A 25,050-nucleotide genomic window follows, 5' to 3' on the forward strand; every position below is an offset into this window, starting at 1 on the left:
GACAAAAAAATGGCTAAAAATCAAAGCAATAAGAAAAAGAAAAACGGATCCAAAAACGGCCACATAGCCGACGGGGGAAGAGAGCAAATTCGGGATGAATTTCGCGATCGCTTCCAAGAACGGGCCGTCGTCGTCAGCCGCCAAGCCAACGAAATTTACGAAATTGCCGCCCAAGTTGCCCGAGGGGCCGAGTCCCAACAAGAATCGATCGAGCGCAGTTGTAGCGAAATGAGGGACATGGCGACTTCCCTCACCCAAACGACCAGCCAAGTCGAATCCGTGGCCAGTTCCTCCGAGCAAATCGTTTCCTCGATCAACGAAATGGCCGCCTCCATCGAGCAAGTCACCGCCAGTACCCAAGAATTGGCCACCGGGTTGAAACAAACCAGCGCGGCGATCGAGCAAACCACCCACTCGATCGCCCAAGTCAGCAACAACGCCCAGGAAATGTCAACCTCGGCGACCCAAGTCACCGCCTCGATGACCGAGATCGCCAGTTCCATTCAAAACGTCAACGTCGATACGGACAATCTCGCCTCCGGACTCAACGAAACCGCCGCCTCGATGGAAGAAATGACCGCCTCGATCCAGGGGGTCGCCGAGAACGCCGACGATTTGAGCGCCGCCGCCGAACAAACCAGCGCATCGATTAACGAAATGGCCGCCTCCATCGAAGAAGTCTCCGCCACCAGCGAGAACATGGCGGTCAGCGTCGAAGAAGTTTCGACCTCGATCGAAGAAATGGCGCGATCGATCGAAGGGGTCGCCGAAAACGCCAAACAGATTACCGAAGCCGCCACCAGTGCGGCGACCAGTGCCGAGCAACTCGATCGCTCGATCCACTCCGTCGCCACCCTCACCCAAAAAGCAGACCAGATCACCCGCCGAGTCGCCAGCGATGCCAAAGACGGCGGGGCGACCGTTCAAAAATCGATCCAAGGGCTCACCCGAGTCCGCACGGCGATGGTAGACTCCGCCAGTGCGATTCGCGAAATCGGCCAGCGCACCAACGAAATCGGCACGATTGTCGATACGATTAACTTAATTGCCGAACGGACGAACTTACTCTCGCTCAATGCCTCGATCGAGGCCGCCCGGGCGGGAGAGGCGGGACGCGGCTTTGCGGTAGTCGCCGAAGAAATCCGCAATTTGGCCGATCGCGCCGCCCAAGCCACGGGGGAAATTGGCGGGATTATCAAAGCCTTGCAAGTGTTCGTCCAAAATGCGGTGAACCAGTCCGACGAAGGCTTGCGAGTCGCCGAAGAAAGCGGTCGCCTCTCGGAAGAAGGGGCGGCGGGCTTGCAGAAAATTCTCGACGGCGTCGGCGAAACTGCCGAGTTAGTCACTCAAATCACCCGGGCGTGCGAAGAGCAACTCGATGCGGGTCAGACGGTGCTCAATGCGGTTCATCTGACGGCGGAACAAGCGAAAGAAGTTTCCACGGCGACGAGCGAACAATCGATGGCGGCGCAAGGGATCGTGCGTTCGGCTCTGGAAATGCGCAAAACCGTGCAGCAGGTGGCGAAAGCGACGAACGAACAGGCCCGTTCGGCGCGAGAAGTGATGAAAGCGTCCCAAAATACGACCCTATTAGCGAGCCAAGTGCGCAAGGCGATGATGGAGCAAGCCAAAGGGACGCAACAGGCGATGCAGGCGATCGAGGTGATGAGAAAGGGAATGATGAATATTACCCGGGCCTTGAGCGAGCAGTCCCAAGCGGGGGAACAAATCGCCCAGGAATCCCAACGGTTGAGCGCGTTGATTCAAAAGGTTTCCCAGGGGATGAATTCGCAATCGACCGATGCGACCCAAGTGGTGGCGGCAGTGGTTTCGATGCGGCAGCAGTCCGAACAGGTGGCGAAAGCGATGAAAGAGCAGAGTATCGGGATCGAACAGATGACCGAGGCGATCGAGGCGATTTCGCAGGAAATGCGGACGATCGCCAAACACAATCGCGAACATAGTAGCGCGTCTCAAGTGGTTCTCGATGCCTTGGAGGACATTCGCGAGATTACCCAACGCAATGCCCAAGGGGTTTTGCAAACCCAAAAGGCAACGGCGCAACTGCTCGAACAAGCGGGGGAGTTAAACCAGTTGGTCGCACGGGGGTCGGCGGATCGTGACGGATATTAATGCGCCCGGGGGGAACGGTTGGCTAGAGTTGGCTGAGGATAGAGGATGCTGAGCCGATGACGATTGGTATTTTTACGACGGATACAGAGGGGATCGTCCGTTCTTGGGACGATCGGTTGGCGGCGATGACGCGGATTCCGGAAGCTGCCGCCCGGGGTCGGGAGTTGAGCGAGTTAATTCCCGATCTCGAAGCGCGGGGGTTGGGCGATCGGTTTCGGCGGGTGTGGAGCGAGGGAACGGTGGAAACCCTTTCGCCGTTGTTCCATCGCTATTTGATTCCCTGTCCTCCGGCGATCGCCTCGTCGGGTTTCGAGTACATGCAGCAAAAGGTGACGATCGCCCCGTTACAGGAGGATACGCGCATTGTCGGGGCGATCGTCACCGTGGAAGACGTGACGGAACGCTTGGAACGGGAACGACAGGGGGGTTCGGAGGCTTCGGCGGAGGCAGTGAAGGCGCCCGCCGCCGAAGCCAAAACGCGCTTGGCAGCCCTCGGGGACGATCGCTGGGACGTCCGACGGGCGGCGGTGGATTCCCTCGTGCGCGAAAGCGATTCGGACACGATGGTGGAACTGTTGCGATCGCTGCGGGCGGAACACGCCAATCCGAGCGTCCTCAACAGTATTTTGCAAGTGTTGGTCTTGAGCAATCTCGACCCGCTTCCCGCCTTGATCGAATGTCTGCGCGATCCGGAAGTGGATTTGCGGATTTACGCGGCGCTGACCTTGGGCGATCGCCGCGACCCGCGCGGGATTCCAGCCTTGATCGAGGCCCTCGACGACCCGGATGCGAACGTTCGCTATCACGCGATCGACGCCTTGAAAATGTTGAAAGCCCGCGAAGCGGTCGAATCGATCGCGGCGATCGCCGAATCGGAAGATTTCTTTTTGGCCTTTCCCGCCCTCGAAGCCCTGATCCGCATCGGGGACGGCACCATCGCCCCGCGTCTGGTGCCCTTGCTCGATCGCGAGCTTCTCTACCCCACCACGGCCCAATTGTTAGGAACCCTCGGCGATGCCAGCGTGGTGCCGCCGATGGTGGCGACGATCCGGCGATGGTGCGAGCCGCCTTCAGAGAGTTCGACCGCGCCGCCGGATTCCCTGGCGCCGCCGTTGAGCGAACGCTTGCGGGCCGTGGTCGGCGCGATCGCCGCGATTTACCGCCGCTACGACAAAAATTATAGGGAAGGGAGTTATATCGTCGAACTCACCCGCCACGCCTTCGGCGGCGATCCTCCGGCGCTGATGCCCCCCCGAGAATGCGAAGCCCTCCTCTGCGCGATCTCCGGGGCCACGGGTTCGGAACTGAGCGACTTGGTACTCCTGCTCGGATGGTTCCAGGGAGAGGCGATCGAAACGGTCTTGGTGGAACTGTTAAACGAACCGAGTGTTAGAAATCAGGTATTATACACGATTAGTCGCTACGGCAGGCGAATATGTGAGAAAGTGTTGGAGCAGTTGGAAGCGCCCAGTTCCTCCACCCGCAAAGCCGCCGCGATCGCCCTCGGACGCATCGGCGACCCCCGCGCCGTCGGTCCGTTGACCGAACTGCTGCACGCCGAGCCCGACTTGGGAGTAGCGGCGGCCAATGCCCTCGCTCAGATTGGGGACGCTCAAGCGTTCGAGTCCTTGCTCGAATTGTTGGGCCATCCCGAAGCCAGCCTGCGTCTGGCGGCGATCGGCGCCCTCAACTCCTTGGGACATCCGGATTTGAGCGCTCGGATTTTCGACTGCTTGGGGAATTTCGACCCCTACGTGCGCGAGTCGGCGGTCAAAATTGCCGGATATTTCGCCTTTCCCAACTGTTTCGATCGCCTGTTCGCCTGTTTGACCGACCCTCACGAGCGGGTTCGCCGCGCCGCGATCGAACAGTTACCGTTATTTGAAGACCTCGGTCACTTCGGCCAAACCCTGCCCCACGCCTGCGAGATTTTGCGTCAAGCCCTGCGAGAAGAAACCCCCCCGGTGCGAGCGGCTGCCGCCCACAGTTTGGGTCACTTCCCCTGGTCGTTGGCCTTCGAGCCTTTGCGCGAGGCCCTCGACGACGAGGATCCCTGGGTTCGCTATTATGCGGTACGATCGCTGATCAAAAGTGCGAAACATCATACCCGAGGCGATCGCACCACCGCGATCGACGGCGAGGCGATCGCCGTGCTGCTGGACCGAGTGCAACACGACCCGGCCAATCCGGTGCGGGCGGCGTCGGCGGAAGCGCTCGGACATTTCGGCGCGGTGGAAGCAGTTCCCCTGCTGGTCAGCTTGAGCGACAGCGAGGAGGGTGACGGCGACGTGGCCCGGGCTGCAGTTCAGGCATTAGGGGAAATCCTCAGCGAACCGGAAAGCAACGAGGAGACCGAGGAAGCCCTCGCCGCCTTGTTGAAAGTGCTGCGATCGCGCGACCCCCAACGACGGCTCCACGCCATCCGCGCCTCGGTAGACTGTCCCAATCCGGAGATCGAAAAGGTCTTGCGCTGGCAAGCCGCAACCGAAAACGATCCGATGGTGTTCTTGGCGGCGATCGATGCCTTGTCCCGACGGGGAACGGATTCGGCGATCGCCACCTTGATCGAATTGACCTTAGAATCGCGCTGCCGCGAGGCTTGTATCGACGCCTTGGCCCATCGCGAACCGCGCGACTGCCGCCCCCTGGAACGACGGATCGCCGCGATCGCCCAAGGATTGAGCCACCGCCATCCCGAAGCCCGACGCGCCACCATCGAAGTCCTCGCGCGCTTGAAACATCCGGAAGCTTCCGCTCTCGTCCTTTCGGCGTTAGAAGACGGCGACGCCAGCGTGCGCCTGAGTGCCACCGTCGCCCTCGGTCACTTGGGCAATCCCTGTGCAGAAACCAAATTGGCTCACTTGGCTCGCCACGACCCGGATATCGGCGTGCGTCGGGCCGCTCAAAAGATCCTGCAATATTAGTAGAGGCGATCGCCCCGCTTGCCCTATCTTTTGGGGTTAACCTTTCAACGCAAACCAACAATGACCTTCGTTTCAGAACCCCTGGATTTGCCCGATACGATATTTGTCCTCTTGCGCGATTTAATTCACGAACGGACGGGTTTGTATTACGAACCGGGCAAACGAGAGATGCTCGCTTACAAGCTTTCTCCGCGCGCGATCGAGTGTGGCTGCGATTCCTTTTTGGACTATTATTACCTGCTCAAATACGATGCCAATGCCGATCGCGAATGGGTGCAAGTTTTAGACGCCCTGGCCGTTCCCGAAACGTTTTTTTGGCGCGAAAGCGAGCAAATCGAAGCCCTCGTCGATGTCATTCTTCCTCAATATTGGAAGGCAAAAACCGAACCGTCAAGATTGTCACGACCGTTTCGGATTTGGAGTGCGGCGTGTTCCTCCGGGGAAGAACCACTCTCGATCGCGATCGCCCTTCACGAAGGGGGGTGGTTCGACCGAATGCCGATCGAAATTTATGGGACCGATGCCTCCACTCGGGCGATCGCTCAAGCAAAAAAAGGGCTCTACCGCGAGCGTTCCTTTCGCACGATCTCGCCGACGCTCAAACGTAAATATTTTACGCCAACCGGACACCAATGGCAGATCGCCCCCGAGATTCACCGCCGCATTCAATGGGCCGTTACCAATTTACTCGTCCCCACTCAAAATTGGAAATTTGCCGGGTCGGATGTTATTTTTTGCCGCAATGTTTTTATCTATTTCTCCGAAGATTCGATCCGCAAAACCGTTTCCTTTTTTTTCGATCGAATGCCCAGTCCCGGATATTTATCGATCGGCGCTTCCGAATCTCTTTTAAAACTCAATACCGATTTTCAGTTTCAAGAAATTGGAGGTGCTTTTGTTTATCTTAAGCATTAAATTGCTGGCCCGTCTTCGACCCTGCCTTGACGTGGCTTGAGGATTGAAAATTTCTCGTCCTCATCGGGAAAAGGATTGAGAACGAGCACTCGATCGCCGATCGACAACGACCGCCGATGAATTCCCGGGAACTTCGGGAAAACTAAGACTGGGAAATCCGACAACTTTTTCTCTTCTCGCTGCGGTGCATTCTGACGAAATCTGAGGACATCAATTTTACTAATTTTCGCGCGAACGCACCCACTCTCTTCGCTTTTTTCAGTCAACCCTGGGGAACGATTGTCTCGACTATCCCCCCCGTAAACTCTCCCGATTCTGGCGATCTCACCGTTCATCACGAGTTCGAGTCTCATTCCAGCCAATGTCCCAAAAATCTTTTAATTTTGGAGATTGTTGCAATGGCTAAAATCTTAATTGTAGATGATTCGAGTTTGGCTCGCCGGATGTTACGTCAAATTTTAGAACAACGGGGTCATACGACCCTAGAAGCATCCGAAGGACTGATGGCGATCGAACAGTATTTTATCGAAAAACCCGATCTAGTTCTGCTCGATTTAGTCATGACGGGAATGCCGGGTCTTGAAGTACTCGAACAGTTATGTCAAATGGATCGAGATGCCAAAATTATTGTCGCGACTGCGGACCTTCAAGACATAACGCGATGCGAAGTGGAAAAAGCCGGAGCAAAAGCCGTTATTAACAAGCCATTTATGGCCACCAAAGTGATCGATGCAGTCAATGGCGTTTTAGGAGGCTAGTCACCATGACCATACTTAACGAACAGCAGCAAGATGCAGTTACCGAGTTAATTAATATCGGTTTTGCTCGCACGGCAGCATCGTTATCGGACTTGACCGGACATCGCATTTTACTCAATGCTCCCCAAGTTTCCGTCCATCCGATGGAAGAACTTTTACCAGAACTCAGCAGTTTTATTCAAGGAGAAGTCGCAACAGTCAGTCAAATTTTCAACGGGTCGATCGCCGGAAATGCTTTATTAGTTTTGAACTACGAAGGGGCAATGATGCTTACCGATTTGCTATTGCCTCACGATTACCCATCGAGTCACCGTCTCGACGCTTCCGCCTGTGAAGTTTTGACGGAAGTTGGTAATATTTTGCTCAATGCTTGTTTGAGTGTGTTCGGTAATCTTCTCAAGATTTATATCTCTTTTTCCGTGCCGAGTTTGCATCTCGAAGCCCTCAGTGTTTTACTCGATTCCCTGACCATCGGCGATGAGGGAATGAAATACGCCCTCGTGGTTTATACGAAATTCACAATGCGCGATAGTTCTGTCAATGGATATTTATTAATTGTTTTGGGGGTTCTGTCTTTAGATTCATTTCTTGAGGCGATCGATACTTGGTCGCAATCGGGGGAATTGCCAACTTAATCGCAATCGATAGTTAACGGAACAAATCTAGGGTTAGATCGCTCGAACAGAGCAATTCAACTGAGTTTTAATAACCGAGGGATTTTCCAACCGTCGAACTCCTAGGAAATCATAGCTCTCAAGATATAGGAATTTCATTGAAAATGTAAACCAATTCTATAAAAGGTCACAGGCGATCTGAGGGAAAACAACAAAAAAACAACAAAATCTGAAAAGTCAATTAGAAGAAAACTTTCAATTATCCTTTAAATTTGTAAATGGCGGATTTAAATCGATGAAAATGGGTTTTTCAAGCATTTTAAAGAAGATTTTTAATTTTCATTCCTAGAAGGGCGATTCTCCTCGATCCACGCTCCGCGATCGCCCCTACAATAAGTCTGCAACAACTCGGATAAGGCGAGCCATATCTACCGTCCTCCAACATCATTCAAATCAATTTGAGATGTTTTATTTTCTCTAATATTTTCTCTAATTAGGCCAGTGACACATGAATCAAATCATCAAAGTGCTAATTGTGGACGATTCTGCTTACGTCCGTAAAATGGTTAAAGAAATGTTGTATCGCAGTCCGTTTATTGAAGTGGTAGGGACGGCGCATAACGGTCAAGAAGCATTGGAACTGGTAGAACAACTCAACCCAGACGTGGTGACTTTAGATTTGATCATGCCGGAAATGGACGGGGTGGAGTTTTTGCGCCAGCAAATGGCAAAGCGACCGATTCCGGCAATTGTTGTCAGTATTGCCAGTGAAGATGGCCAAAAAACTCTCGCTGCTTTAGAAGCGGGAGCGGTAGATTTCGTTCACAAGCCGACGGCGTTAGCGACAGAAAAAATTTTTGAAATTAGTGACGATCTGATTGAAAAAGTGAAAGCAGCCGCCACGATCGCCCCCCATCATTTATTAGGAACTGAAGTGAAACCGCAGGTAGTTTCGTCGCCGCTTTCGGCTCAATTTCACAAATCGGTGGATTTGGTGGCGATCGGCATTTCTACAGGCGGTCCGCAAGCTTTGGCGAATTTGATTCCTCAGTTGCCCTCCGATTTTCCCGTTCCGATCGCGATCGTGCTGCACATGCCTGTCGGCTATACGGACATGTACGCCCGCCGTCTGGACGAGCAATCCTCCCTGACGGTCCTGGAAGCGGAAGAAGGGCAAATTTTACGTCCCGGTCTGGTGACGATCGCCAAAGCGGGGCGCCATCTCAAGTTCCTGGTTCACTCGGACGGGACCACTCGCGTCCATCTCGATGCCCGTCCCTTCGATACCCTGCACCGTCCCTCGGTGGATGTCATGTTTCGCTCGGCTGCGGATGTTTTCGGCGCCCGGGTCTTGGGAGTTGTGATGACGGGTATGGGTTGCGATGGCAAGGAGGGAGCCGCCTGGATTAAGGCGAAAGGCGGCACGATCGTGACGGAAGCCGAGGAAAGTTGCGTGGTTTACGGAATGCCGCGATCGCTGGTAGAAGCGGGATTGAGCGATCGCCAGGTTCCCTTAAAACAGATGGCTCAAGTGATTCTCAATTCCATTTGAGATGGGGGAGTTGAGAGTTGAGAGTTGAGATGGAGACGGATTGGTGAACTCTCTGGCTGTTTTTTATGGAATGGTTCCCACGCCCTTTTCGCCTCCGGCTAATCTACCAAGATCGTCTGTCCCGTGTCGCAACTTTGACGGATGGCGTCGGCGACTTGTAAAGAATAGAGACTTTGTTCGGGGGTGACGTAGAGGGGTTTTCCCGTGGTGAGGGTATCGAGGACGGCTGCGGTGTCGCGGGCGAATAAACCGCGACGGGAAGAGACGGGGAGTTCGGTGGTTTGGTCGTCGCGCACGAGGAGTGCCGTATCGCCATCGATCGTGAGGGTGGCGCTACTCCCATAAACTTCTAATTTTCGTTCGGCTTTCCAGAAGCGATCGCCTTTCCCATACACGATTTCGGCGATCGCGCCGTCGGCGAGACGCAGTTGGGCGTCGCACAAACAGGCGGTGTAAAATCCCGGTTCGGAGGCGTCCCAAAATTGGCTCTGTCCGCTTACGGTGGCAACGCGACCGAGGGCATCGGTGATTCGGTGAACTCGGGAGAGGGCGCCGACGAGAGGAAATCCAAACCAATCGCGATGGTAGGTCCACTTTTGGGGGGCGGGGCGTTTGGGGGAAAAGGTGATGTAACGGGCGTAAAAGACGCGCCCGACGGCTTCGAGGGCGTCTTTGAAGGCTTGATGAACGCCGCCGAGGAGTTCGATATGTTCGACGTGGAGCAGTTGACGGCGATCGCGCGCCAGTTGGACGATCGCCCGGGCTTCGCCGGGGTCGAGGGCGAGGGGATATTCGACGATGACTTGTTTTCCGGCTTCCAGGGCGGCCCGGGCAATCGCGCCGTGGTCGCGGTTAATCGTACAGATAATAATGAGGTCGAGATCCGGGCGATCGAGCAGGGTTTCCCAGGAGTCGAAGGCTTGAGCGCCGTAAGTTTGGCTGAATTCCCGAGTTTTTTCGGCGCGGTGTCCCGCAACGGCGACCAAGCGGGCGCGATCGTCTTGTTGTAGGTAATCGGCGCGCAGTTTCGCCGCAAATCCAGTTCCGACCAGTCCGACAGTAATCGGAGTTTTCATAGACAAATTCATAAACCATCCAGTGGCGATTGAGTGGCGATCGCGCGGCGATCGCTGTTTTCACGTGCATTATCCACTTATCTGGTCTTGCCCGATCGCCGTTCGAGCTTGAATTCTAGGCTCCGTAGCGGCGATCGCGAATCGTGGGTCGGCGATCGGGCAACAGAAGGACCAGCATAGGTATAAGCAATCAGGATGAAATTAGAAATTTTTATAATAAATTTTGTTTAAAACTCAGCCTTTAGTGGGGTTGCAACCTTCGATTTTTCCCGTACTATCTATGATATGAGAAACCTACAACTTGACTTACCTCTTGATTGAGCCGTAAGTTATGTATTAGGTAAACTTATCTTTATCGTCGATTAATTTGAGAGGATTACTGAATGGCCAGTTATAAAGTCACCCTGGTTAACGAAGCTGAAGGACTCAACACCACCATCGAAGTTCCCGACGACGAATACATTCTCGATGCTGCCGAAGAACAAGGCATCGACCTCCCCTACTCCTGCCGTGCGGGTGCTTGCTCCACCTGTGCTGGTAAAATCACTGCCGGAACCGTGGATCAATCCGATCAATCTTTCTTAGATGACGATCAAATCGAAGGGGGTTACGTCTTGACTTGCGTCGCTTACCCTACTTCCGATTGCACGATCGAAACCCACCAAGAAGAAGCTCTCTACTAGGAATAGCGAACGACAAGCGGTCTGGGTGCCGCCACTTCGGCTCTCAGGATCCCGTCAGCCGCAGGAGAATCGCTCAGATGCCCCGTGCGGCGATCGCGAAGAAATAAAAATCAAAGAATTGAACAGTAGGGTAGGGCATACCCGAATTCACGCTTGGGGAGTCGTTCCGTCAACAGACTTGCTGTAAAAGGTGTAGTCGGACGGTTACATGAAACAGTAAGACCCATGCTAACCCTTCGACTTCGCTCGGGGTTGGTGGAGGCAAGATTCAACCCAAGAATCCTCGCGCCTTGAGGACGAGGAATGCCAAATTTTAGGGTTACCTTTTTAGGTAACCCTATTTTGTGACCGGGGAGTGGGGAGAATTCTATCTCGTTCCAAGATTCCCCCCATCTAAACTCTAATAGTTCAAGTAACCATGACCATAAATAAAGTTTTGACGGATTAGATAATTAGCCGCATTGTAGAGATTTTTGGAATGCAATGATAACTCATCTATCTCATCCCAAAACCTATGACTTTTTTTGATTATATGTCTTTCGGCTAATTTCACTAGCGTTCCTTTAATTCGGCAATAATTTTTTCGGTTTTCCGTTTCGAGCGTCTTAATCCATAAAGACGAGAACAGAATGAAGTAATGATAGCAATTAAATCTTCCATCAATTCATCTTGTCGATCCTCGCTATGATTGACAATCTCAACGGTTTTTCCCCTCTCTTTTAACAGGATCTCAAGGTAATTCGTCCCAAACCTCGCCAAACGGTCTTTATGCTCCACTATCAATATATCGTAATGGGAATCGGTTAAAACCTTAGCCAATTTTGGACGATTATCATTTAAACCACTGCCAATTTCTTTGACGACTTTATAAATTTGATAGCCTCTGGCAATAGCATAATCTTTTAACCGTTCCGCTTGTCGCTCAAGGTGATCTTTATTTTCTGCACTAGAGACTCTGGCATAAATACAGGCCATTCTCTCGGTTTTCTTCTTCCCTTCTTCGGTAATGATAATTGTTCCCGAAGGCAGTTGATAGCCCGTTAGATGACCTTTTTGCCACCATCTCCACGCCGTTTGGTAACTCACCCCGGCTTTTTTGGCATAGTCTGAGAGTTTCATGGTTATATCTTAACATGAATGACTATACTTGACTATGTATTTAGTTAAACTTTACAATACCATTTTTCTAAACTCTCGATGCAGATGGATCGCCTGTAAGGACACGGCAATGCCGTGTCCCTACCCTCGATCTCTCTCATTATTTTTGAAAAACGGTATAAACTCTAAAATTCCTCCTCCCGACCTCGTTGGGGATCTTGCCAAAAAACGATTTCGCGATCGATGGGACGCACTTCGGTTCCGGGGAAATAAAAGGTGAGGATGCGATCGCTGGTCCATCCCAACCGAGCGAGATTGTGGGCACCAAACTGACTCAAACCGACGCCGTGACCGAAACCGCCGCCGACAAAGGTATAACCTTCGAGCTTTTTATCTTTGTCATACATCGGTTCGAGATAAAATAAGGTACTCAACGGGGCGTAAAAGGCTTGCAAAATTTCGTCTTTTCGCAAGGTCACCGAACCGAGATCGGTAGTCACCGTCAGTTCGATCGCCCGCCCGGAGGGACTGCGTTTGACGACTCGTGCTTCTCGAATTGTTTTAAAATTGCGTAGGGGATGATTCTTGGACTGGAGATAGTCTTTCAAGTCCTTATTCATATCCGCCAGTTTGCTTTCTTCCCGCCAGCGAAATAAATCGGTTTTGTCTTCGTTAAACCCTTGTTTCAAACCGATAAAACGGCGAAAATTCTGCTCGTCACTGAGGGAATTGCGCCCTAAGTCCCAGACGTTAGTGACGGCGTCGAGGCGGGTTTGCAGGTAGGGGCGATCGCTGCCGTCCCACATGTCCGTATAAGGAGAGGTAACGCCGCCACTGGTGGAAGAATACAACGCATCGACCAGCTCGTTATTGTAGGTCAGCACTTTACCCGCCGTAGCGGCGATCGCGCGATCGGCGGGTTCCCAAGTATTCCCCAGTCCTTTATACACCTGACAGGCGCTACTGGCGCACAGTTCGTAGCCGTCGGTCTCGAAGCGCCGCAAATTTCTTAACGCATAAGTCCGCGCTAAAATTGCCTGAGCTTCCACGGCTGCATCCGGCGCCCCCGCCCCAATTTCGTGGGGGACGACGCCGCGCAAATAACTTTCTAATGGAACCTCGTTGACGAGGGTGTAAGTCCCGTAAGCGTCCGGTTGCAGTCGCAGTTCGCCGCCATAGAGTCGCGGTTCTGGGTCTTTCTCGCCTCTGGCGACTTGGATGCGATCGTTACTCGCAGAGATTTCTAAAACCCGACGGTGATAGCGGAAACCGTCGAGGGTCCAACTCAAGTGAGGAATGCTCTTATTCACTTCCGTATTGAGAAAGGTCAATTCGTGACCGTTGGTTTGCAAACTCTGCAAGAGCAAACGACGCAATAGGGGGGTATTGTATACGTCGCGCTTCGCCCAGACTTGCCAGCGTCCGCCGGGACTGGCGAGTTCGACCTCGATCCCTTGTTGCTGCCATTCTTGGGCGCTTTGTTCCGCATTCTCGAAACTGCGGTGAATGCTCAACACGACCCGTTCTTCTATTTGCGGTTCGGGGAGGGGTTGATTTTCGAGTTCGATTTTGACTTGTTCCGCTTCTAGAGTTTTGGGATTGCCGTCGCCGCCTTCAAAGCGCAAATAGAGGGTATTTCCGGCAAGGGGTTTGAGAATGAGGTCTCTTGTCTCTTTGCTCCCAAAACGCTGAATGACGCCGATTTCCATGAGACGGTTGGACTGGCTGGCGCGGGCCGCGTCCGGGAAGGTCGCCGCGCCACACAGGAGGGTGAAGGCGCTGATGGCGGTCAGGGAGAGTCGCCGCCACCGGGTTTTCCGGCGATCGCGCGATCGTCTCCCTACAAAAAGTTCGGCAAGAGGAGCGATGTTAACCTGAGTGCGATCTCGATAGGACATGGATGGTCTCGGTTGGCGAAAGGGCTAAAAACATCATCTATTGCTTGCAAATCTCATCACCCGTAAAAGCGGTCAGGATGGGATCGCTCGCTTCGATGTCGAGTGGGGTCGAGAGTGAATCCGCTAGATAAAACTTACCCAAACTTACCCATCAAGTCTGAAAGCTTGATGAACAATACGTTTGAGTCGATTTTACTTCCTGCTTCTACCAAGGGAGTTGGCTCGCTCTTGTCCACAGGCGTTAATTTGGCCGTAGCTCGACCTATTTTTTCCAGATTTTTGGCTGCGTTTAAATCTCTGTCTATTTTGAGATGACAATGGTCGCAACCAAACAGTCTTTCTGATAAGAGTAATGAGTCTTTAATGCTTCCACAATTAGAACAGATTTTACTAGATGGATAAAATCTGTCTACGATTATTAGTTGTGACCCATATATTTGGCTCTTATATTCCATCTGCCGTCGGAATTCATAAAACCCCATATCGGCGATAGATTTAGCTAGTTTATGATTGGCCATCATGCCCGATACGTTTAAGTTTTCTATCACATTAACGGCGTGGTTCTTGCATAATCGTGAGGTCAACTTATGTAACGTATCTTTTCTGAGATTAGCGATTTTCCGATGGAGTTTTTGGACTTGAAGCTGGGACTTTTTTCGATTGGCAGAGCCGAGACTTTTTCGGCTAACTTGTCTTTGGAGTCTAGCTAGTTTATTTGAATGCTTTTTATATGCTTTTATTCCTTCTATACTTACTCCCGTTGATAAGGTGGCAAGCGCTTTTATCCCCAAATCTATCCCCACTACATCTGTTTTCTTCTCGGTGGGGGTCACGTTGACATCTATTTTAAACGAAATAAACCAGCGATCTGCCTCTCGACTAATCGTCACATTTTTGGGTTGATAGTTTCCCGACAGTCTTTCATAAGTTTTCAGAATTCCAATGACAGGAACCTGAATTTTATTTTCAGATAATATTTTTATGGTTCCATCTAGAGTAAAGCTGTCTTGTCTGCCTTTTTTCTTGAATTTAGGTCTAGATTTCTTTTTTTTAAAGCAATCTTGCCACGCCTGGGCGAGATGCCTGAGAGCGTATTGAGGGGCACACTTAGAAACTTCGTAATACCACAGATTCTCTGGTTTTACTAACTTATTTAACCATTTATGTAAGTCAATTGCTGTGGGAAATTTGATTTTTTCATCGGGACGACAACCGGCATTATGTGATAAAATTCCTAAACACAACCCGTGACCCCAATTGTAAGCATGACGCGCCACTCCCGCATGACGAGCAAGTTTTTGTCGTTGGGTCAGATTAACTTTAAGTTGTGTTTTAAACCCTAATAACATGGAGTTAAATGCTCTACGCTACCAATGGCGCCTAACTAGTGCTAATTTTACCACTACTGATGACTTTATTGACAATTCAGTTTCTAGAAATATTGGTCAATGCTCCGGGAATTTCTCACAATTTGAGTAAGATTGGGTAATATTGGGTAAGTTTTTGGCTTCTGTAGTTAACCCTTGAACAGTATAAGAAGCTCGGGTGATTCTCGCCGTTCGCCCCCTCAGCCGATCCAGGTGTCCGTCCACGGTCCGCCGCCGACTTCTACGCCACAGGAGGAACTCGTCGCTTCGAGCAAGATGGTTCCGTCAAGGCGCGATCGCATTTCCAAGCGCAACTGACCTGCCATCGTATCCCGACAGACGTAGACCAAGCCTTCCCGTGTGGGCGCCCTTAGCGGGGTTCCCGGTCGTGTCGTGGTGCCGACCAGTTTAACTTCGAGGTCGTCGTTGCACGCGGTCACGATCCATTTTCCCCACGGTTCCACCCGCCAATGGATGCGGGCATTCCACGGTGCAAATTCGTAAAAGCGATCGCGATAATGAATCCCCACCAAGGCGACGGACTCCATCCACCACAAGACGCCGCGCCTTCCCCCGCCTGCGGTTAAGGCTAAATCCGGTTCGCCGTCGAAGCTATTGCAGTTGAGCCAAAACCATTTTTCCGGGAACGACCCCCCCCAATTTTTTTCGCCGTAAGCGGGGACCCGGTCAAAGGTGTAACGCTTACCATTCCATTCGATCCACCCGGTGGCCCAACCGTGAGCCATCAAAATTTGCCATCCAGGTTCAAAAATGGGCAAAAATGAGAGTAATCCGCCACTCGATCGCTGGACGTCGTCGCGATCGCCCCAGCCGTATATTGGCGCGATCGCATATTGCCAGCGACAAGATTTTCCGGTTCCGGGATCTTCGAGTTTACCTTGGTGCCAGGTTGCCGTGGCTTGATAGCCTTCGCGGACGTGGCGATCGAATATTTCCGGTTCTAACCATTGCGGTGCAAAGCTGCCGTCGTGGGCTTTCCAATGGCCCAACCCCAAACGATCCGCCGTCGCCCAAAATTGTCCGACATCGGCAAAGGTCCGACAGAGATAGCCGTCGTCGGGCCCGAGGATTTGGGCGCCGCCGCCACTGTAGGGCGACCCTCCGCCAGGATCTTCGATGGAGTACATGAAGGCGAAGGTCTGGTTAATCTCCGGAAGGGTGACCCGATAATACCAACCTTCAAAAAAACGGCGATCGCTCCCGTCCCAGTGATAGCCGCTATGGGGTGTTTGCACTTTTTTCCAGTCAGACATGGTTGAGCTTATTTCGATTTCTAAGCTGTTTCTCTTTGAACATGCAGGGTCGTCGGCAAATGTCAGTAGAGTGGGCATTAATGCCCACCCTACGAATTACTTTCCCGTGGCGATCGCTAAATTAATTTAGCGATCGCACGTTTAAGAAAACATAAAAACATGGATAATAGCTTCAAGGTTTTTTAAGCCCGCCCATTGAATAACTCATACCTCATCCTAATGTTTTCGGATTCATTTCCTTGGTTAACCACCATTTTCGCCATTCCTCTCATTGCCGCCTGCGCGATCCCGATAATCCCCGATCGCGATGGCAAGGTACTGCGCTGGTACGCCTGTGGCGTGGCGATCGCCGATTTCGCCCTCATGTGCCTGGTTTTTTGGCAAAATTACGACCCCCTACTCTCCAGCTTTCAAATTGTCGAGAAATATAGCTGGATTCCCGAACTCGGGATTAACTGGGCCGTCTCCGTCGATGGAATCTCCATGCCTCTGGTTCTCCTCGCCGGATTCGTCACCAGCATGTCCCTCCTCTCCGCGTGGCAATTAGACCGCAAGCCGCGCATGTTCTACTTCCTCATGTTGGTCTTATACGCCGCACAAGTCGGGGTCTTCATCGCCCAAGACTTGCTGCTGTTCTTCATCATGTGGGAACTCGAACTCGTCCCGGTCTACTTACTCGTCTGCATTTGGGGCGGTCCCAAACGGCAGTACGCCGCGACTAAGTTCTTACTCTACACCGCCGCCGCCTCGATCTTCATCCTGATCGCCGCCCTCGGTTTAGCCCTCTCCAGTGGCGGTCCGATCACCTTTGACATCGCCGAACTGGGACTGAGCAACTTTCCCCTCGCCCTCGAAATTCCGCTCTATCTCGGCTTGCTGGTCGCGTTCGGCGTCAAGCTCGCCGCTTTCCCCTTCCATACTTGGCTTCCTGACGCCCACGGCGAAGCTTCTGCCCCGGTTTCGACGATTTTGGCCGGAGTGCTGCTCAAGATGGGTGCCTACGGCTTGCTGCGGTTCAATATGGGCCTACTTGCCGACGCCCATGTTTATTTTGCGCCCGTGTTAGTCACCCTCGGCGCGGTCAATATCGTCTATGGGGCTTTAAGTTCGTTTGCGCAAACCAATATGAAACGGCGTTTGGCTTATTCGTCGGTTTCTCATATGGGATTCGTGTTGATCGGGATCGGTTCGTTCACCGATTTGGGGGTGAATGGGGCGATGCTGCAAATGCTGTCTCACGGTTTAATTGCCTCGGTGTTATTCTTCCTGACCGGGGTCACCTACGATCGCACCCAAACGATGACGATGAAAGATATGGGTGGGATCGGTTTGCTGATGCCAAAAGTTTTCGCCCTCTACAGTATGGGCGCCATGGCGTCGGTGGCCCTGCCGGGATTGAGCGGTTTTGCGAGTGAAGTGGCGGTGTTTATCGGGATTGCTACCAGCGATTTCTACAGCGTTAGCTTCCGAATGGCGATCGTCTTCCTCGGTGCAGTCGGGGTGATTCTGACGCCGATTTACATGCTTTCGATGGTCCGCCAGGTCTTTTACGGTTCGTTCTACGGGTCTCAGGCTATCCCCTCGTGCGATCTGACCGATCCCGAGTTACGCAAAGATTTTATGGAAAACCAAGCGGCGGTTTGTTTCGGGACGAATTGTGTTTTACCGGGAGAAGCCGGATTCGGAGACAGTCGCCCCCGCGAGGTGGCGATCGCCGTATGTTTCTTGGTGTTGAGTTTGGGGATCGGTTGTTATCCGAAGTTAGCCATGCAGGTGTACGATACGACGACCGTCGCGATTAACGGTCAAGTGACCCAAGCTTATACCGAATTCCGCCAGCATTCCGCGATCGCGATCGGCGATTCGTCCACGGCGCCATCGTTTAAAAAAGTGGCAGAATTAACGCGCGATTAAGATTATCTGTCTAAGAGTCATTCCCCCGGTTTCTCCATTATTTGTCCCGCGATATCGAGGACGAGGTTAGAGAAACTGGGGGTTTTTGTTGGATGGGGTTTAAAAGTGTTGAATTGCATAACAAAATACCAATTCCAAACCGAATCCCAACAAAGCGGTTGAATTTCAGGGTGGAATTGGCAAATGAATTGTGTATGACTATGAAAAGGCGATCGCCGTTCAATCAAGAAAATTGGCCGCACTACGGTCAACCCTTATTTCAACCCTTGAAAGAAATCATTTATTCTGACTTTTTGATTTTTTTATTGGGTAATTCAGTTTCTGGTTCAGACTCATCTTCTGATTCAGATTCATCGGAACTCAATTCAGTCGCTAACTCACCTTTTTGTTTTTTCTGATAATATTGCTCAAGAGTAAATTCTTCTATGTCCCAATCTCCATCATAAGGTTTTCCACGTTTGCCACTCTTTTTAATATTAGTATTTGCCGGAAGCACTTGGGCATTAAAATAAAAATTTGTACCCCCTTCAGATTTTGCAGTAATGTGATCGATGTGAGGAACACGAGAAGAATCTAATCCATTTAACGGAGTGATACCATCATTATCCGAAATAATTGAATTCTGACCGTAGTATTTTTTATTCGCTTGATAAATCAAGTCTTTTTGAGCCTGTGTAAATTCTTGATACCTTCCAATTTTAAAGTTTTCTTCTTCTTTTAATAAGTCTTTATAAGCAGGTAAAGAGGTAACAGGTTCCTTTTTTTGGTCAGTTTTGTTATTCTTAGAAATATTATCGCGGGCGGAAATGACGGCAGCATTAGCAAAGCTATTAGTTCCCCCCTTGGATTTAGGAAATCGGTGATCGATATGTGGTGTTATCGTCGTATCTTGCTTCTCTAATATTTTTGGATCGGACTCATCGTCAGAATGAATTTTTCCATCTTTATAATACTTTTTGTTGACCTCATAAATCTTACTAGCTTGATCGGAGGTAAACAGTTTTTGACTGTGTTCTCCAATCGTATGTTTCTTTTGCTCGTCTAAAAGTTCTTTGCTATAAATTGTTGCATTTTTGGCATCTTTATAAGTAGCGAAATCGCTATACGAATATCTTTGGATAACTGGACGAGCTTGAGTTATGCGTGGCAAAGAAGAATCAAAAATCCGACTCAATTGACGTTGAAGCGGTGGCGGTGAGTCGGTAGCTCTCGGTGCAAAGGAAATCTGTTCGAGTTGATGTCCTTTGGATTCGAGGTTCGCCCCCGTTTCGGTCTCATCTTGGGTGTTCGTTGGCGGGGGGAAAGGACGCGATCGCAATTGATTGGCGGGCGGTTGGAATGCGACGGACGGGCGGGATAGAAATTCTCTCGGCATCGTGTTTTCCTCGGCTGAACCATCTTCGTTCAAGGTAACCGTTCTCCTCGTCAATGGCGATAGTGAAATTTGCTCACTCATTGCACCTCAACAATCAAAGTGAAGCCCGCCCAAGCATAAAGATTCGGATATTTTTACTGCGTTGTCAACATCCCGGTTCGCAAGGCTTGCGCTCGATCGCGGGATTGTTGCCAATTTCGATCGAACTCGCGCATCAAAATTGCCGTGGAATCGTCGGGAACAGATCGCATTCTCTTTATAAATTCTCGTTATAAGTTGAAGGATCCTCGATGGTAAATTCCCGGCAAATTTTGACCGCCGACTGGGAAATTACTTTTAAAATAAAAATGCTAGATTTTAAAGAGACTGATTCGCTGGGAAAATCACTAATTTATGATGACGTTTAGGGAGGCGATCGCCGCCGATCGCGCGGCGATTATCGAGATTCACAATCAGAATGTGCGCGATCGCTACGGCGGGAACGATCGCGGTTTCCTGTTGACGACGATTAGTGAAGCGGAACTTTTAACCAAGATCGATGGCGGTACTCGCTATTTTACAGCGATCGACGAGGGCGATCGCGCGGTGGGCTTTTTAGCCCTTTCTCAACCGCAGATCCCCGTCGAATTTTTAGAAGAAGTGCTTGAGGATAGCGCGTATCAAACCCCTATTCTCAGCGACAGGCATTTTTATATTCAAACGGTTGCGACGCGCATCGATAGGATGGGACGAGGAATCGGTCAATTTATTTATCAATCTCTTTACCGAGAATTTCCCCATGCTTTTTTCACGGCGTTTATTGTCACTAAACCGATGAGTAACGATCGCTCGATCGCGTTTCACCAGAAACAAGGATTTCGGCAAATTGGTTGTCTGCGGCGCGATCGTTTTCTGGATTGGGAAAACTACGAAAGTCTTCTCATGTTTAAAGCGGTTGAGGGATAAAATAGGCTGAGGGAGGCGATCGCCCGACGCCTCACTTATACTTATTTTTGTGACTTAAGGCGATCGGCGATCCTCCTTTGCAGTCGCTACGCGATCGCCCGTACCCCGGGAAGCAAGCACGAGGAGTTGGCGATCGCGATTTTTCACTCTATTTTTTAATTATTGGTACGAAAGTTAAAAAAAAATAAACAAGTTTTAAATATTTTTTAAAAGATTGATAACGATCGCCCTCGCAGATGAGCTGTATTATTTCCGACTTAAAACTTTCTCTTTCCCGGCGATCGCCGGAGGAACGAAATCTAGATCGATCGCGACTTTCGCAACACAAGGGTTGAGTTAATATTTTCTTAAGAAAAACCCCTCGCAATGAGAGGGGGAGCAACTCCCTAAGTATTGTTACTGTGTGACAAAAATCACATAGGCGATGGCAGTTTGTCCTCAAAACCCTTGTATGGCAAAGGTTTGAACGGGGGCAGTCCGAATTTAGGACAGTGGAAAAATCGAGAAGATCGAAACCCTCAAGATCGTTCGCCTTAGCAAGGTTTGCAGGGAGACAATCCGTTTTTTTGCTGGCCGACCGGGGGCGATCGCTTGAATGTAATCCAGGTTACCTGAGTGGAGATGAAGTTAAGAAAGAATAAAAAAACTTCAGTCAAACGGACAATGGACTAAATTATAAATAGGCAGAAGCAACGGCTCGTTTATTCCTCAATAAATCCGTGTCATTACCAACGAGCTGAAGACGGTTGTAAAAACAACAAAGGAGTTGCTTAAATCGGCAAAGATTGCCCCGAAGTAATTGTTACTGAAACATGCAGCAGGTTTCGATCTGCATCCAAACCTGAGATTAAAGAATTTGTCTTGCGTCCCTAAGCGAACAAGATGCAGCCACCGATAAAGGTTTACAGATATGTCTAAAAGAACCTTCGCAACGTTAGACGGAAACGAAGCCGTCGCCCGCGTTGCCTACAAGCTCAACGAAGCGATCGCCATCTATCCGATTACCCCCTCCTCGCCGATGGGCGAATGGGCCGACGCTTGGATGTCCGAAGGGCGTCCGAACCTGTGGGGAACGGTTCCCAGCGTCGTCGAAATGCAAAGTGAAGGGGGTGCGGCAGGCGCCATCCACGGAGCATTACAAGCCGGGTCGTTAACCACGACTTTCACCGCCTCACAAGGCTTGTTATTGATGATCCCCAACTTGTACAAGATCGCTGGGGAACTCACCTGCGCGGTTCTGCACGTGGCTGCGCGATCGGTCGCCGCCCAAGCCCTCTCGATTTTCGGGGATCACAGCGACGTAATGGCCACTCGCGCCACCGGATGCGGCTTGTTATGTTCCGCGTCGGTACAGGAGGCCCACGATTTCGCCCTGATCGCCCAATCGGCGAGCTTAGAAGCGCGGGTACCGTTCATTCACTTTTTCGACGGGTTCCGAACCTCTCACGAAGTCCAAAAGATCGAACTGCTCGAAGAAAGTGACTTGCGATCGCTCATCAACGACGATCGCGTGTTAGAACACCGCCAACGGGGCTTAACCCCCGATCGCCCGGTCCTACGCGGTACCGCCCAAAACCCCGACGTGTTCTTCCAAGCCCGGGAAAGCGTCAATCCCTTCTATAGTCAATGCCCGGATCTCGTCCAGGCGGCGATGGACAAATTCGCCGAACTCACCGGGCGTCGCTACCAACTGTTTGAATATCACGGCGCCCCCGATGCCGAGCGCGTCGTCATCCTGATGGGATCGGGCTGCGAAACCGCCCACGAAACCATCGACGCGCTCAACGCCGCCGGGGAAAAAGTCGGCGCGATCAAAGTGCGCCTCTACCGTCCTCTCGACATGAAACGGCTGGTCGCCGCCCTACCGAAGACGGTCAAGGCGATCGCCGTTCTCGATCGCACCAAAGAACCCGGATCCAGTGGCGAACCGTTGTATCTCGACGTGATTACCGCCTTACACGAAGAATGGACCGGGGAGAGCCTGCCTAAAGTGGTCGGCGGACGCTACGGCTTGTCCTCGAAAGAGTTCAACCCGGCTATGGTCAAAGGGGTGCTCGACAACCTCAGCCAAGCCCAACCGAAAAACCACTTCACCATCGGCATCAACGACGACCTCACCCAGACCTCCTTACCCTACGATCCGGCCTTTTCGACCGAACCGGATAACGTGGTGCGCGCCATGTTCTACGGGTTGGGGGCCGATGGTACCGTCGGTGCGAACAAAAACTCGATCAAAATTATCGGCGAAGATACGGACAACTACGCCCAAGGATATTTTGTTTACGACTCCAAAAAATCCGGCGCGGTCACCGTCTCTCACCTGCGTTTCGGCCCGCAGTTGATTCGATCTACCTACTTGATCGATCGCGCGAACTTCGTCGGTTGCCACCAATGGACGTTCTTAGAAAAACTCGACGTCCTCAACGCCGCAGCCGAGGGCGCGACCTTCCTGCTCAACAGCCCTTACGGCCCGGAGGAAGTCTGGGATCGACTGCCGATCGAAATTCAAGAAGCGATCGTGCGCAAAGGCTTGAAATTCTACGTCATCGACGCGACCAAAGTAGCGCGCGAAAGCGGCATGGGCGGGCGGATCAACACGATCATGCAAGTCTGTTTCTTCGCCCTGGCGGGGGTTTTGGAGAAAGACGAGGCGATCGCCCATATCAAGAAGGCGATCGAGAAAACCTACGGTAAAAAAGGTAAAGAAGTGGTTCGCATGAACCTCAAAGCCGTAGACAACACCCTCGACAACCTCTTTGAAGTCAAAGTCGGTCAAGCCAACAGCCCGATTCACCGCCTCCCCGCGATCCCGCCGGAAGCACCCCCATTCGTGCGCGACGTCGAAGGAAAAATGCTCGTCAAAGAAGGCGACGTCCTCCCGGTCAGCGTCCTGCCGTGCGATGGCACTTATCCCACCGGAACCTCGCAATGGGAAAAACGCAACGTGGCGATGGATATCCCGATCTGGGATCCGGACGTTTGCGTGCAGTGCGGCAAATGTATCGCCGTCTGTCCTCACGCGACGATCCGAGGCAAAGTCTACGATCCGTCGGCGTTGGACGGCGCCCCGGAAGGCTTCCCGTCGGCCCAGACGAAAGATAAAGCCTTTAGCGGCACTCAATTTACGATTCAAGTCGCCCCGGAAGATTGCACCGGATGCGGGGTTTGCGTCGATGTCTGTCCGGCGAAAAATAAATCGATGCCCTCGCGCAAAGCGATCAATATGGAACCCCAACCCGCTTTACGGGAACGGGAACGCGATCGCTGGAACTTCTTCTCTCACTTGCCGAGTCCCGATCGCCGATCCCTCGACTCGGAACGCCTGCGCCAACAACAGTTACAAGAACCCCTGTTCGAGTTCTCCGGCGCTTGTGCGGGTTGCGGCGAAACGCCCTACCTGAAAATGCTCAGCCAGTTATTCGGCGATCGCTCCTTAATCGCCAACGCCACCGGATGTTCCTCGATTTACGGCGGCAACTTACCCACCACCCCGTGGGCGCAAAACGCCGACGGTCGCGGTCCGGCGTGGTCGAACAGCTTGTTTGAAGATAACGCCGAATTCGGTCTCGGCTTCCGGATCTCGATCGACAAACACACCCAATTCGCCCTCGAATTAGTGCAGAAATTGGCTCCAGAAATCGGCGAAGAACTCGCACGGGCGATCGTTACTGCCGAACAAAAAGACGAAGCCGACATCTGGGAACAACGGGAACGAGTCGCCCAGTTGAAACAAAAACTGCAAGGGAACGACTCCCCCGACGCCAAACAACTGCTTTCCCTCGCCGACTATTTAGTTAAAAAATGCGTCTGGATTGTCGGCGGTGACGGTTGGGCTTACGATATCGGCTACGGCGGCTTAGATCACGTCATTGCAAGCGGTCGCAACGTCAATATCTTGGTCATGGATACCGAGGTGTATTCCAACACGGGCGGTCAGTCGTCGAAAGCCACCCCACGGGGTGCCGTCGCTAAATTCGCGGCAGGCGGTAAACCCGCACCCAAGAAAGACCTCGGCTTGATGGCGATGACCTACGGTAACGTCTACGTCGCCAGCGTCGCCATGGGTGCCCGGGACGAACACACCCTCAAAGCCTTCTTGGAAGCGGAAGCCTATGACGGACCGTCGTTAATTATCGCCTATTCTCACTGTATCGCCCACGGTATCAACATGAGTACGGCGATGACTCACCAGAAAAATATGGTGGAAGCCGGACGCTGGTTGTTATACCGTTACCATCCCGATGCGGTGAAAGAAGGGCAAAATCCCTTACATCTGGATATGCGATCGCCCAAGAAAACTGTCGAGGCGTCGATGTATGCAGAAAACCGCTTCAAGATGCTCACCAAGACTAAACCAGCCGATGCCAAACGCTTGTTAGCAGAAGCGCAAGACGACGTGAGCAAACGCTGGGCAATGTACGAGTATCTCGCCTCCCGTCAAGTGAACGGCAATGGCGCGCATACGGAGGAATAGGGAATCGAGAATAGGGAATTGGGGAACTTGAGTGCTTCCCCATTCCCGAC

The 25,050-nt window shown here is 51.8% G+C and carries 17 protein-coding genes and 1 pseudogene; 10 read left to right on the forward strand and 8 right to left on the reverse strand.

What is annotated here, in order from left to right; translation table 11 throughout:
* Positions 1-9 precede the first annotated feature (9 nt).
* From HCG48_RS06410 to HCG48_RS06435, 6 genes are all read left to right on the forward strand, one after another.
* Complete coding sequence (locus HCG48_RS06410; protein ID WP_168568404.1) at positions 10-2,133, forward strand: methyl-accepting chemotaxis protein; 2,124 nt, start codon at positions 10-12, stop codon at positions 2,131-2,133.
* 56 nt (positions 2,134-2,189) lie between these two features.
* Positions 2,190-5,057 carry a HEAT repeat domain-containing protein gene (locus tag HCG48_RS06415; protein ID WP_168568405.1) on the forward strand — a complete coding sequence of 956 codons (2,868 nt, stop codon included), beginning with the start codon at positions 2,190-2,192 and terminating at the stop codon, positions 5,055-5,057.
* Between the two features lie 60 nt (positions 5,058-5,117).
* On the forward strand, positions 5,118-5,972 hold the full coding sequence (locus tag HCG48_RS06420; protein ID WP_168568406.1) for a CheR family methyltransferase: 855 nt from the start codon (positions 5,118-5,120) through the stop codon (positions 5,970-5,972).
* A gap of 398 nt (positions 5,973-6,370) precedes the next feature.
* Positions 6,371-6,730 (forward strand): response regulator, encoded by a 360-nt coding sequence (locus tag HCG48_RS06425; protein WP_168568407.1) that lies wholly within the window; start codon positions 6,371-6,373, stop codon positions 6,728-6,730.
* 5 nt (positions 6,731-6,735) lie between these two features.
* Positions 6,736-7,365 (forward strand): chemotaxis protein CheC, encoded by a 630-nt coding sequence (locus tag HCG48_RS06430; RefSeq protein ID WP_168568408.1) that lies wholly within the window; start codon positions 6,736-6,738, stop codon positions 7,363-7,365.
* A 487-nt stretch (positions 7,366-7,852) separates the two neighbouring features.
* Positions 7,853-8,896, forward strand: a complete 1,044-nt coding sequence (locus tag HCG48_RS06435) for a protein-glutamate methylesterase/protein-glutamine glutaminase (protein WP_168568409.1) — start codon at positions 7,853-7,855, stop codon at positions 8,894-8,896.
* 98 nt (positions 8,897-8,994) lie between these two features.
* On the opposite strand, the gene HCG48_RS06440 is transcribed toward HCG48_RS06435, so the two are convergent.
* Positions 8,995-9,972: a Gfo/Idh/MocA family protein gene (locus tag HCG48_RS06440; protein WP_234488592.1), complete on the reverse strand. Its 978-nt coding sequence runs from the start codon at positions 9,970-9,972 to the stop codon at positions 8,995-8,997.
* A gap of 383 nt (positions 9,973-10,355) precedes the next feature.
* Here HCG48_RS06440 and HCG48_RS06445 point away from each other — a divergent pair, with 383 nt between their 5' ends.
* Complete coding sequence (locus tag HCG48_RS06445) at positions 10,356-10,655, forward strand: ferredoxin (protein ID WP_168568411.1); 300 nt, start codon at positions 10,356-10,358, stop codon at positions 10,653-10,655.
* 403 nt (positions 10,656-11,058) lie between these two features.
* On the opposite strand, the pseudogene HCG48_RS26810 reads toward HCG48_RS06445, so the two are convergent.
* The 5 genes and pseudogenes from HCG48_RS26810 to HCG48_RS06465 all read right to left on the reverse strand — a co-directional run.
* A pseudogene (locus tag HCG48_RS26810) lies at positions 11,059-11,208 on the reverse strand (RNA-guided endonuclease TnpB family protein); the annotation flags it as partial.
* Complete coding sequence (locus HCG48_RS06450) at positions 11,208-11,774, reverse strand: IS607 family transposase (RefSeq protein ID WP_168568412.1); 567 nt, start codon at positions 11,772-11,774, stop codon at positions 11,208-11,210. The gene HCG48_RS06450 and the pseudogene HCG48_RS26810, both read right to left, overlap by 1 nt.
* Positions 11,775-11,938: 164 nt before the next feature.
* Entirely contained in the window at positions 11,939-13,651 is a 1,713-nt protein-coding gene (locus HCG48_RS06455) for a SpoIID/LytB domain-containing protein (protein ID WP_168568413.1), read from the reverse strand.
* A gap of 134 nt (positions 13,652-13,785) precedes the next feature.
* Positions 13,786-15,000 (reverse strand): RNA-guided endonuclease InsQ/TnpB family protein, encoded by a 1,215-nt coding sequence (locus tag HCG48_RS06460; RefSeq protein ID WP_168568414.1) that lies wholly within the window; start codon positions 14,998-15,000, stop codon positions 13,786-13,788.
* Positions 15,001-15,218: 218 nt separating this feature from the next.
* On the reverse strand, positions 15,219-16,292 hold the full coding sequence (locus HCG48_RS06465; protein WP_168568415.1) for a tocopherol cyclase family protein: 1,074 nt from the start codon (positions 16,290-16,292) through the stop codon (positions 15,219-15,221).
* A gap of 219 nt (positions 16,293-16,511) precedes the next feature.
* Between HCG48_RS06465 and HCG48_RS06470 the strand changes: the two genes are divergently transcribed.
* Positions 16,512-18,206: an NAD(P)H-quinone oxidoreductase subunit 4 gene (locus HCG48_RS06470; RefSeq protein ID WP_168568416.1), complete on the forward strand. Its 1,695-nt coding sequence runs from the start codon at positions 16,512-16,514 to the stop codon at positions 18,204-18,206.
* Between the two features lie 280 nt (positions 18,207-18,486).
* Here the strand turns inward: HCG48_RS06470 and HCG48_RS06475 are convergent, their stop codons facing one another.
* Together HCG48_RS06475 and HCG48_RS06480 are read right to left on the reverse strand one after the other, a co-directional pair.
* Positions 18,487-19,614: an HNH endonuclease family protein gene (locus tag HCG48_RS06475; RefSeq protein ID WP_210437186.1), complete on the reverse strand. Its 1,128-nt coding sequence runs from the start codon at positions 19,612-19,614 to the stop codon at positions 18,487-18,489.
* 101 nt (positions 19,615-19,715) lie between these two features.
* A complete protein-coding gene (locus HCG48_RS06480; RefSeq protein ID WP_168568418.1) occupies positions 19,716-19,832 on the reverse strand; it encodes a CHAT domain-containing protein in 117 nt (38 codons plus the stop codon).
* A 142-nt stretch (positions 19,833-19,974) separates the two neighbouring features.
* Between HCG48_RS06480 and HCG48_RS06485 the strand changes: the two genes are divergently transcribed.
* On the forward strand, positions 19,975-20,526 hold the full coding sequence (locus tag HCG48_RS06485; protein ID WP_168568419.1) for a GNAT family N-acetyltransferase: 552 nt from the start codon (positions 19,975-19,977) through the stop codon (positions 20,524-20,526).
* A gap of 910 nt (positions 20,527-21,436) precedes the next feature.
* Positions 21,437-25,000, forward strand: coding sequence for a pyruvate:ferredoxin (flavodoxin) oxidoreductase (gene nifJ, locus HCG48_RS06490; protein ID WP_168568420.1), 3,564 nt, complete (start codon positions 21,437-21,439; stop codon positions 24,998-25,000).
* Positions 25,001-25,050: the final 50 nt, after the last annotated feature.

Source organism: Oxynema aestuarii AP17, from assembly GCF_012295525.1.
Taxonomy (GTDB): Bacteria; Cyanobacteriota; Cyanobacteriia; order Cyanobacteriales; family Laspinemataceae; genus Oxynema; species Oxynema aestuarii.

Coding starts and splice junctions, on each gene's coding strand:
- HCG48_RS06410 (WP_168568404.1), top strand. CDS start 10: ATGGCTAAAAATCAAAGCAATAAGAAAAAGAAAAACGGATCCAAAAAC.
- HCG48_RS06415 (WP_168568405.1), top strand. CDS start 2,190: ATGACGATTGGTATTTTTACGACGGATACAGAGGGGATCGTCCGTTCT.
- HCG48_RS06420 (WP_168568406.1), top strand. CDS start 5,118: ATGACCTTCGTTTCAGAACCCCTGGATTTGCCCGATACGATATTTGTC.
- HCG48_RS06425 (WP_168568407.1), top strand. CDS start 6,371: ATGGCTAAAATCTTAATTGTAGATGATTCGAGTTTGGCTCGCCGGATG.
- HCG48_RS06430 (WP_168568408.1), top strand. CDS start 6,736: ATGACCATACTTAACGAACAGCAGCAAGATGCAGTTACCGAGTTAATT.
- HCG48_RS06435 (WP_168568409.1), top strand. CDS start 7,853: ATGAATCAAATCATCAAAGTGCTAATTGTGGACGATTCTGCTTACGTC.
- HCG48_RS06440 (WP_234488592.1), bottom strand. CDS start 9,972: ATGAAAACTCCGATTACTGTCGGACTGGTCGGAACTGGATTTGCGGCG.
- HCG48_RS06445 (WP_168568411.1), top strand. CDS start 10,356: ATGGCCAGTTATAAAGTCACCCTGGTTAACGAAGCTGAAGGACTCAAC.
- HCG48_RS06450 (WP_168568412.1), bottom strand. CDS start 11,774: ATGAAACTCTCAGACTATGCCAAAAAAGCCGGGGTGAGTTACCAAACG.
- HCG48_RS06455 (WP_168568413.1), bottom strand. CDS start 13,651: ATGTCCTATCGAGATCGCACTCAGGTTAACATCGCTCCTCTTGCCGAA.
- HCG48_RS06460 (WP_168568414.1), bottom strand. CDS start 15,000: ATGTTATTAGGGTTTAAAACACAACTTAAAGTTAATCTGACCCAACGA.
- HCG48_RS06465 (WP_168568415.1), bottom strand. CDS start 16,292: ATGTCTGACTGGAAAAAAGTGCAAACACCCCATAGCGGCTATCACTGG.
- HCG48_RS06470 (WP_168568416.1), top strand. CDS start 16,512: ATGTTTTCGGATTCATTTCCTTGGTTAACCACCATTTTCGCCATTCCT.
- HCG48_RS06480 (WP_168568418.1), bottom strand. CDS start 19,832: ATGCGATCTGTTCCCGACGATTCCACGGCAATTTTGATGCGCGAGTTC.
- HCG48_RS06485 (WP_168568419.1), top strand. CDS start 19,975: ATGATGACGTTTAGGGAGGCGATCGCCGCCGATCGCGCGGCGATTATC.
- nifJ (WP_168568420.1), top strand. CDS start 21,437: ATGTCTAAAAGAACCTTCGCAACGTTAGACGGAAACGAAGCCGTCGCC.